The organism is Hyella patelloides LEGE 07179, assembly GCF_900659865.1.
GTDB lineage: Bacteria > Cyanobacteriota > Cyanobacteriia > Cyanobacteriales > Xenococcaceae > Hyella > Hyella patelloides.
Genome location: NZ_LR214056.1, coordinates 1 through 8,704, shown reverse-complemented (window position 1 = coordinate 8,704; position 8,704 = coordinate 1). Strand labels below are relative to the sequence as shown.

The 8,704-nt window shown below is 36.9% G+C and carries 9 protein-coding genes and 2 tRNA genes; 8 read left to right on the top strand and 3 right to left on the bottom strand.

What is annotated here, in order from left to right; translation table 11 throughout:
• Positions 1–333: glycosyltransferase (locus tag H1P_RS28225; RefSeq protein WP_425461557.1), on the top strand; the 333-nt coding region annotated here is incomplete at its 5' end.
• 749 nt (positions 334–1,082) lie between these two features.
• Here the strand turns inward: H1P_RS28225 and H1P_RS28220 are convergent.
• Positions 1,083–1,156 (bottom strand) — tRNA-Arg (locus H1P_RS28220).
• A gap of 139 nt (positions 1,157–1,295) precedes the next feature.
• On the opposite strand from H1P_RS28220, the gene H1P_RS28215 reads away from it, so the two are divergent.
• Positions 1,296–1,368 (top strand) — tRNA-Ala (locus tag H1P_RS28215).
• Positions 1,369–1,547: 179 nt separating this feature from the next.
• Here H1P_RS28215 and H1P_RS28210 read toward each other — a convergent pair.
• Complete coding sequence (locus H1P_RS28210) at positions 1,548–2,078, bottom strand: GNAT family N-acetyltransferase (RefSeq protein WP_144874002.1); 531 nt, start codon at positions 2,076–2,078, stop codon at positions 1,548–1,550.
• Between the two features lie 180 nt (positions 2,079–2,258).
• Between H1P_RS28210 and grxC the strand changes: the two genes are divergently transcribed.
• Genes grxC through gshB form a run of 3 tightly spaced genes read left to right on the top strand, consistent with a single transcriptional unit; the run spans position 2,259 to position 3,831 of the window.
• Positions 2,259–2,519 carry a glutaredoxin 3 gene (gene grxC / locus H1P_RS28205; protein ID WP_144874000.1) on the top strand — a complete coding sequence of 87 codons (261 nt, stop codon included), beginning with the start codon at positions 2,259–2,261 and terminating at the stop codon, positions 2,517–2,519.
• A 10-nt stretch (positions 2,520–2,529) separates the two neighbouring features.
• The gene (locus H1P_RS28200) at positions 2,530–2,841 is read left to right on the top strand and encodes an HNH endonuclease signature motif containing protein (RefSeq protein WP_144873998.1); all 312 of its coding nucleotides are present in this window, start codon (positions 2,530–2,532) and stop codon (positions 2,839–2,841) included.
• Positions 2,842–2,868: 27 nt separating this feature from the next.
• Positions 2,869–3,831, top strand: coding sequence for a glutathione synthase (gene gshB / locus H1P_RS28195; RefSeq protein WP_144873996.1), 963 nt, complete (start codon positions 2,869–2,871; stop codon positions 3,829–3,831).
• Between the two features lie 111 nt (positions 3,832–3,942).
• On the opposite strand, the gene H1P_RS28190 is transcribed toward gshB, so the two are convergent.
• The gene (locus H1P_RS28190) at positions 3,943–4,626 is read right to left on the bottom strand and encodes an O-methyltransferase (protein WP_144873993.1); all 684 of its coding nucleotides are present in this window, start codon (positions 4,624–4,626) and stop codon (positions 3,943–3,945) included.
• Between the two features lie 507 nt (positions 4,627–5,133).
• On the opposite strand from H1P_RS28190, the gene H1P_RS28185 reads away from it, so the two are divergent.
• The 3 genes from H1P_RS28185 (at position 5,134) to H1P_RS28175 (ending at position 8,696) form a co-directional block, all read left to right on the top strand.
• Positions 5,134–6,069 (top strand): glycosyltransferase family 2 protein, encoded by a 936-nt coding sequence (locus H1P_RS28185; RefSeq protein ID WP_144873991.1) that lies wholly within the window; start codon positions 5,134–5,136, stop codon positions 6,067–6,069.
• Positions 6,070–6,549: 480 nt separating this feature from the next.
• Positions 6,550–8,106, top strand: coding sequence for a YcjF family protein (locus H1P_RS28180; protein ID WP_144873989.1), 1,557 nt, complete (start codon positions 6,550–6,552; stop codon positions 8,104–8,106).
• 35 nt (positions 8,107–8,141) lie between these two features.
• A complete protein-coding gene (locus tag H1P_RS28175; protein WP_144873987.1) occupies positions 8,142–8,696 on the top strand; it encodes a phycobiliprotein lyase in 555 nt (184 codons plus the stop codon).
• Positions 8,697–8,704 lie beyond the last annotated feature (8 nt).

Sequence of the window (8,704 nt, the reverse complement as noted above, 5' to 3'; positions counted from 1 at the left end):
TACACTCCCGCCGAAGCAATGTTACTCGAGAAACCTGTAATTGCTACTGATTATTCAGGGACAAAAGACTTTATTAATCAAGGCACAGGATTCCCTGTAAATTATCAATTAATTCCTGTAAAAAAAAATCAATATCCTTTCTGGCAAAATCAAACCTGGGCTGAACCAGATATCAATCATGCAGCCTGGTTAATGAGAAACATGATTGCGGATGAAACTAAGACCAAAAAAATTGCCAAACAAGGTAAACAAAAGATCTTGACTGATTACTCTTTAAAAGCAATTGGAAAAATTTACAAAAAACGCCTAGATCATTTATCATCGCTCATTTAACGTTAATTATTTAGTTTAATTTCAAATAATCAAGAACAAGCAACTAACAACTAACAACTAACAACTAACAACTAACAACTAACAACTAACAACTAACAACTAACAACTAACCAATAATATATGTTTATTTCTTACGCTAAAAACTTTGAAGATGTCATTGTAAATCGCCTTTTTAGCGATCGAGAAACGGGATTTTATATTGTATTTTAAACAATAAAGATAAAGACCAATTTTTTGAAGTAAAAAGGCTTACTCAACATTTAAGCGAACAACAACAAATTACTCAACTTCAAGCACGACTATCCCAAGTTCAACAGCTAGTAGCAGCAATGGAAACCAATAAAGTCTGGAAACGTCGTTCTGCTTGGTTTAAGTTGAAAGAATTAGTTGGTATCCTAGACAACTAAGAGTAATTAAAAAAGCAGTAGGATACTTTATTCAAATAATCTTTGTAAGTCAAGAAAATATTCCTGATATCATGCCTGGAATTACATCTTTAGGTATTGATGCGGGAATTTCTAGTTTCATTGCTACCAGTGATGTTGTACAGTTAACACTGTTTGACCTAGTTGGCAGCCGATGAATCAAGAATCCGCGTTTTTTTAAAGCGCGGAGTGTCAAAATTACTCTTTTTTATCCTTTTGACTATATGGGAATAATAGGTAAGTGAGTAATTTTTGAGTATAAGCAACCGATTTTGGTAGTGTAGGTTGGGTTAAAATTCCCTCCCTTTATAGGATATAACTATACGAGTACGGAGGGATTTGAACCCCCGACCTACAGAACCGGAATCTGTTGCTCTATCCAACTGAGCTACGTACCCTGGGAAGTTTAGTAGTAGTTTAATACTACAATATAAAGTGTTTATTATAATTCTAGCATTTATGGTAATTTCTCTGACTTAAGATTTAGATCTACTTGACTGAGCTAGGATTTGTTGTGTAAGATTTGAAGGTACATAAGGGGCATTAACTCAGTTGGTAGAGTGCTTGCATGGCATGCAAGATGTCACCGGTTCAAGTCCGGTATGCTCCATAACATTGAAACCGTTGCCACTTATGTCTTGGCAATTTAAAGTTCGAGTTTGCCGTTGTGGTAAAGTTATGCTTGAAAATTTTTTTGAGATTTTTCATCTTTTAATGCCATCCTAACCCTTTTGTGATTTCTTACCGATTACCCATTACTTCCTTCATTCCGATCCCTCATTCTTTCTTCTAGTCTGGATACCAAAACATCCCTTTAATCCCTTCAGGATCCACCATAAAACCTAATCTACGATAAAAATCTACCACTTGAGGATCGGCAAACAGAGTAATATTGCTAATATCGGCACTTCTCAGCTTTTGAATCGTGTATTTCATCATTGCCTTACCCAATCCTCTGTTTTGATAGCGAGGATCGACTACTACATCCCAAATAGTAGCATTAAAAGCATGATCGGAAGTAGCACGAGCAAAACCAATTAAACGCCTTCTTTTGCCCTTTATTTCCCACATAGAAACAACTAGGAAACTGTGCTGAATTGCTTTTTTTACCTTGCGTAAAGGACGACGCGCCCAACCAACAAGATCGCATAGTTCCTCTAATTCATACAGATCGATATCACGATCAGTGCTGAAAACAATTTCTGTCTCAGCAGTAGTGGCACTACCGTTAAGTTTCAACACTTCACCATTGAATTCGGTAGCTTCTGAAGTAGCCACATTCTCAGTATTAGCAGTAAACAACTTTTTCCAAAAGACCATACTGTATGGCTTTATTCCTATAAGCTTGCAAGTTTAAGATCACCAAAGGATGTATCTCGTTATCTTAGTCTATTTTGATGCCGAAAACACATTTATTGCCAAAAAACCTTTTAAAGTAATTCCCAAAGTATCGCTGTGAGTTTAAGATATAAAGTAATAATACTTAATATTTCTAGATTTATGGCAGCTAACGTAGAGATTTATACTTGGTCTTCTTGTCCTTTTTGTATCCGTGCTAAAGCTTTACTAGATAAAAAAGGAATTGATTATCAAGAATATTGTATTGATGGAGATAATGTAGCCAGAGAAGAGATGGCGGAAAGAGCTAATGGTAAAAGAAGCCTACCTCAAATTTTTATCGACGAGCAGCACGTAGGAGGCTGTGACGACATTCATGCTTTAGAATATCAAGGAAAATTGGATAAGCTATTGCACGCTTGATTGATTTGTGATGACTGATGGAGAGACTGGGAAAGTTTTTACCGAAGAGGATATTGAAACCCATCACATAGTTCTTGTGAAAGATGGTGGCTCAGACAAGGCTGAGAATTTGTACCAATTACAAAGTGCTTGTCACAAACAAGAACACATCAGATCCCAGTTCAGGGGTGCAATAAACTATGACAAAGTTGGACAGGCTTTCTCTCGCGGCTGGAAATATGGCTTGAGCGGTATGATAGGAAACTGTCACGTACCGTTCTTCGGCGAGGTGAGAGAGGCGACTTTCAAACCTTACCCGATATCAATGTTTCGTGTTTTATGAACATAGACTACCAATCAAGTACCACTCATGAAGTTAGCATTTATCATAGATCCGATTGCCCTACTCGATCCTGGACATGATACCAGTGTTGCTTTAATGGAAGCAGCGCAAATTATGGGACATCAAGTATGGATTACCCAAGCTAATCAATTAACCATCATTGAAGGAAAAGCTTGGGCGAATTTGCAACCTGTAACTCTTAAACCAGTACAGTTAGTTAATGGGTTATGGGAAGCAGCACCAGATTGGTATCAGATAGGAGAGGCGATTTTTGCTTGCTTGGAAGAAATGGATGCAGTGTGGATGCGTGTCGATCCTCCTGTTAATACACCTTATCTTTATGCTACTTACATTCTGGATTCGATCGATTCTGAAAAAACCCTGGTAATTAATTCTCCTGCGGGATTGCGAAATGCGAATGAAAAAGTCTATGCTTTGCAGTTTACCTCTGTAATTCCTACCACTATAGTTAGTCAGGATAAAGTTGTAATCGAAAAATTTGTCGCCGAACAAAAAACTGCGGTATTAAAACCATTGGGAGGCAAAGCAGGGGAAGGTATTTTATTTTTGCAAGATGGCGATCGCAATTTTAACTCTTTAATTGAGATTAGCACGAAACAAGGAAGCGAACCTGTAATGGTACAAGAATATTTACCCGCAGCCCAAGAAGGGGATAAGAGAATTATCCTTGTAGAAGGCAAACCCATCGGTGCCTTAAATCGCATCCCTACAGGTAAAGATTTTCGAGGCAATATGGCAGTAGGTGGCAGAGTAGCCCCAGTAGATATTACAGATCGTGAAAGAGAAATCTGCAAAGCTCTAGCACCCAAGTTAAAACAAGATGGTTTATATTTCGTCGGGATAGATGTAATTGGTGGTTATCTCACAGAAGTTAATGTTACCAGCCCCACAGGAATTAGAGAAATAGATCGCTTAAATAACGTTAGCTTGGGTAAAGAAGTAATTAACTGGTTAGAAAGTAAATTTTGATTATTAGTGGTTAGTGTTTGGTTGTTAGTTGTTAATAACCCTTGTTAAATATTTGTTTAACAAAAATTATCTCGGTTCTGATACCATTTCTCACGCATTAGTAAAATGGTATTATTTCTTGGTGGCTATAACGATTCCGCTTGCCCAATTTAATTTAGTCAACACGAGAGTGGAATAGCGCGACAGTCTTGCAGAAGGGTTTCCCGACCCAGAGAACTGTCGCAAGAATGCTCTGGCGACCAGAGCATTTCCTCCCGTCAGTATTAAATCCTGCCGATTCTCTAAATTTTCAATTAGCAAATTGACATTAGACTCATGACCTTCCATCCAATTTGCTTGTGGCAGCATATCATCAATGACGTAGAAACTTCCTGGTTTTAGCAAACTCAATGTCTCTTCAAGATGGGTGTATTTTCCGATCCACGTATCAGCAAAAATTAGATCGAACCTTTGCTGTTGTTCGAGCAAACGTTTAATCAAAATGGCTGCGTCTTCCAGGCAAAAACTGACTCGGCTGTCTTGTCCTAGGTGCTTTTGGGCAATTGCTGCAACAAGACGATCGTTTTCAACAGTTATGAGCTTCGAGTGATTGTCCATACCATCAAGTAACCAGGCTGTACCGATTCCTGTGCCAGTACCAATTTCTAAAAAATAGCCTGATGGTTTGCTTGCGGTTAAAGTTCTTAGCAAAGAGCCTGTTAGTGGCTCGGATGCCATTTGAAAACCGGCTGCTAAGGTTTCTGACAAGATTTGATTAACAATAACAGGAATTTGAAGAGTTTCTCGATCGTTCATGACTTGTATTATTTGGATTATTGAGATTGAGAACTTAATCGCTAAAATCTATTATCTTTGGAAAATAGCATTGAATGTCAAGAATTAATTTTATAAGTAAATAAAAGGAAAGTATTCAGAGTAAGAATATTACTGGTTTTATTAACAATATTAGAGTTTGTCTCACATAATGTTTCTCGTATTAAGGAGTTAGTTAGCACATATATTTTTTTTGTCAACTTACAGCAATATTTCATGGGAAAGTTATAGAATTTTTTAGATAAATCCTTTGATTGTTATGATGTGACTGTGATAAAAATGGGCAGAAAAATGTAATATAATTGATTACATAAAAAAGATAATTACTGTTTAATCAAAGATTATTTAAGTGTTTGTGGCAATTTATGGCAGCTTTATCTAAACTTCATCTAAACTTTATCTAAATTTCATTGAAATGTTATTGCAACATAAATACAATGACTTCTATTAAAGTTAGACCAAATAATAAAGAGAATTAACTAAAGCTTAATGCTAGTATCTGTTTGCATAAGTACCTATAATCGCCCTCAAGGATTGAATCGTCTATTAAAAGGATTAAATCGACTAACTTTCAACAGAATATCTTGCCCAGAAATTGAAGTAATTGTCGTAGATAATAATACAAAAGGAATTGCCAAAAAAGTATCTGCTGCTATTAAAGAGGATTTTAGATGGACTTTGAAAACAGACGTAGAACCGAAGCAGGGTATTTCTTACGCGAGAAACAAATCTGTATCTTTAGCATCACCAAAAGCAAATTTTATTGCTATTATTGATGATGATGAAGTCCCAATGCCTAACTGGTTAGAAGAACTTTTACTAGTGCAAAAAAAATACAGTGCAGATATTGTCACTGGTTATGTAATCTCCCGTCTTCCAAAAGATATACCTAATTGGATTGTTAGAGGTAAATTTTTTGAAAATCCCAGTTTTTCTACAGGAGAATCGAGACACATTGCCTTTACTAATAATGTTTTAGTTAAAGGAGAAATCTTGAGAAAATTAGATCGTATATTCGATCATCGTTTTGCCTTGACTGGCGGAGAAGATAGCGAGCTTTTTTTCAGACTTAATTCGATGAATTATAAAATAGTTTGGGCAAATGAGGCAGTGGTGGAAGAATGGATTTCTCCTACTAGGACTAATTTATCGTCGATTTTGAAGCGAGGATACCGTTCTTGGTCAACCTACAGTTTATTAGAAAAAGAATTGATGCCATCTTTTAAAGTACAAGGAATCAGAATAATTAAAGGAGGAGCTTTGATTCTGATTGGTTTATTAAAATTGTTTCCTGCTGTTTTACTAGGCAGACATATGATGGCTAATGGTTTATTATTCATTTATCGTGGAACGGGAACTTTTTCTGGTTTATTCGGAATTAAAAATTATCAATTATATAAAAACTCTTTTGAAATTGTAGAGTAGTGTAGTAAAGCTATTAGCTATGGGTATTGCTTAAGCCTTAATTGGCGTTGCTGATTTAAGGTATGAAACCGATAGTAATACTGTTCGTAGCTTAAAGCTCTAAGCTCTAAGCTTTAAGCCTCTTGAATATTAATGAAAAAGTAAAATTTTGCTTAATCGTACCACCATGAGGCAACGCCGCCTTAATTAAGAAGTCATTTTATTGAACGTTTATCATTGGTGAAGGATTCTTCACCTAAAAGCTCTACCAATTTTCAAGAAGGGTAGGTATTTAGTTATTTGAGATCGCTTTATCTTTGATTTCTCGATCTCGCCAAAGGCGATGCGCGTGCGCGATCTCACGAAGTGAGGCGTTGCACGATCGCGATTGTTAAATGCGTTATCGTAATATAGTTACCAATACTGAGCCTTAATTGCCGTGCTTGTTATTGGTTTTTAACTGATATTATCCCCCTTGACGGAACTGATAACTGAAAGAAAATGTCTTTATTTCGCCTGGTGCTACTATTTACAGGTCTGAGTCTTATTTTAGGACTTTCTATCTGGTTAGTTGCGTCTCTCTATCGTCTTTATATTCAGATTTCTTTTACCGCACCTTTCTTAGCTAATTTCTTGCTATTATTACTTATCCTTTTGATTGGGTTATTAATTGGTGGGTTTGTTTACTATTTCAACTTTTATACTCCTGGTAGTTCTCGTAAAAGAAAACGTCGTCGTGGTTTTAGAGCGAATATTCCAGAAGGTAAAACCCAAGCAGCAGCAGCTAATTTAAAAGCTATTGGGCAACAAGTAGGGCAAATTCAAGACAAAATTGCCAGAGAAGCCTTTTTAAAGAGATCTCAAGAAATTAAGGCAGATTTGGCTAGAGGCGAGCTGAGAATTGTCGTTTTTGGTACGGGTTCGGCGGGTAAAACTTCTCTGATCAATAGTCTTTTAGGGGAAATTGTCGGTGATGTGAATGCTGTTATGGGGACAACCACCGAAGGACAAACTTACAGCTTAAAACTCAAAGGAGTAGGGCGAGAGATTCTGATTACCGATACTCCTGGTATTTTAGAAGCGGGTATTGCAGGAACACAAAGGGAATCAATTGCTAGACATTTAGCCACAGAAGCCGATCTATTATTATTTGTCGTCGATAACGATTTGCGTCAATCAGAATATAACCCTTTGTATGATTTGGCACAATTAGGAAAGCGATCGCTGTTAGTCTTAAATAAAACCGATCTTTATACCCCCGAAGATCGAGAAATCCTGCTCAAACAATTAGAAACTAGAGTTAAAGACTTAATATCTCCTGCAGATATTATTGCGGTTGCTGTCAGTCCTCAACCTGTAGAGCTACGTACAGGGGAAATCATTGAACCAGAACCCGAAATTACTCCTCTGATTAAGAGATTAGTCGCTGTTTTAAGAGCGGAAGGAGAAGATTTAATTGCAGACAATATCTTGTTGCAATCCCACCGTTTAGGGGAGGATGCACGGAAAATTATTGACAACCAACGGCGCAGAGAAGCCGAAAAAATAATCGATCGCTATCAGTGGATTGGTGCTGGAGTAATTGCTGTTACCCCCTTACCTGTAGTTGATATGTTAGCTACCGCAGCCGTTAACGCTCAAATGGTGGTAGAAATTGGCAAAATCTATGGCTGTGAAATAGATAGCGAAAAAGGCAAAGAATTAGCGATTTCTTTGGGTAAAACCTTCATTAGCCTGGGAATTGTCAAAGGTGCTGTAGACTTACTCGCTAGGGCGTTACAGTTCCATGTTGCCACCTATATTGTCGGGAAAGCCATTCAAGGAGTTTCTGCTGCCTATTTAACCAGAATTGCAGGTAAAAGTTTTATCGAATATTTTAGACGCGATCTCAATTGGGGTGATGGTGGTATGAGTGAGGTGGTACAGCAGCAGTTTCAACTAACTCGCAAAGATGAGTTTGTCAAAGCTTTTGTTAAAGATGCGATTACTAGAGTTGTACAGCCGATGAAAGATAGCTGGGAAGAAGAATTAGAGCCTGTAACAGAAGAAGAATGGTAATTTATTGATATCCGATAACTAATAAATCATCACTGATGAATGACTCTGTTTTTCAACAATTTTTTACCGACTGTGTAGGTGAGTGGGTGTCTGAACGTACTTATCACTATTTGAACTATCAAGAAATTGAGAGATCGCGCACAGATTTTACTATTAAGCCTTTAACTAGCGAACAAAAGACTAAGATTTTAACTGATAATACGTATAAAAAAAGCGGTACTTTAGAGAGTTTTCCTGGTTTTAATTTAGGCTTTTATACTATTAATGATAAAGGAGAAGAAGTACAAAACAATTTGAATTTAATGTTCGTCCCTACTATAGAATCAGGCGATTTTTTAGAAGGAGATTATTTGCGAGATATTGCTTATGAAGAAGCCAGACCTATTGTTGCTAATTTTCGCTTCAATCATGTGACTAAAGAGTTACTAATGACTACTAACTATACTCGCGTAGTTTCTGTGGACTCGATTATAATGACGAATCCTAACTTACGTATCAGAAGAATTCTTAACTATCAACGTCCCCCAGAAGGACAACCGTTAGAAACAATACTTTTAGCAGGGTTTGGAGTAGAACAAAAAGGCTCATAATTAATTTA

Bases quoted from the DNA above. Each gene is read 5' to 3' on its own strand.
- H1P_RS28210 (WP_144874002.1), bottom strand. From the start codon at position 2,078: ATGGTCTTTTGGAAAAAGTTGTTTACTGCTAATACTGAGAATGTGGCT.
- grxC (WP_144874000.1), top strand. From the start codon at position 2,259: ATGGCAGCTAACGTAGAGATTTATACTTGGTCTTCTTGTCCTTTTTGT.
- H1P_RS28200 (WP_144873998.1), top strand. From the start codon at position 2,530: ATGACTGATGGAGAGACTGGGAAAGTTTTTACCGAAGAGGATATTGAA.
- gshB (WP_144873996.1), top strand. From the start codon at position 2,869: ATGAAGTTAGCATTTATCATAGATCCGATTGCCCTACTCGATCCTGGA.
- H1P_RS28190 (WP_144873993.1), bottom strand. From the start codon at position 4,626: ATGAACGATCGAGAAACTCTTCAAATTCCTGTTATTGTTAATCAAATC.
- H1P_RS28185 (WP_144873991.1), top strand. From the start codon at position 5,134: ATGCTAGTATCTGTTTGCATAAGTACCTATAATCGCCCTCAAGGATTG.
- H1P_RS28180 (WP_144873989.1), top strand. From the start codon at position 6,550: ATGTCTTTATTTCGCCTGGTGCTACTATTTACAGGTCTGAGTCTTATT.
- H1P_RS28175 (WP_144873987.1), top strand. From the start codon at position 8,142: ATGAATGACTCTGTTTTTCAACAATTTTTTACCGACTGTGTAGGTGAG.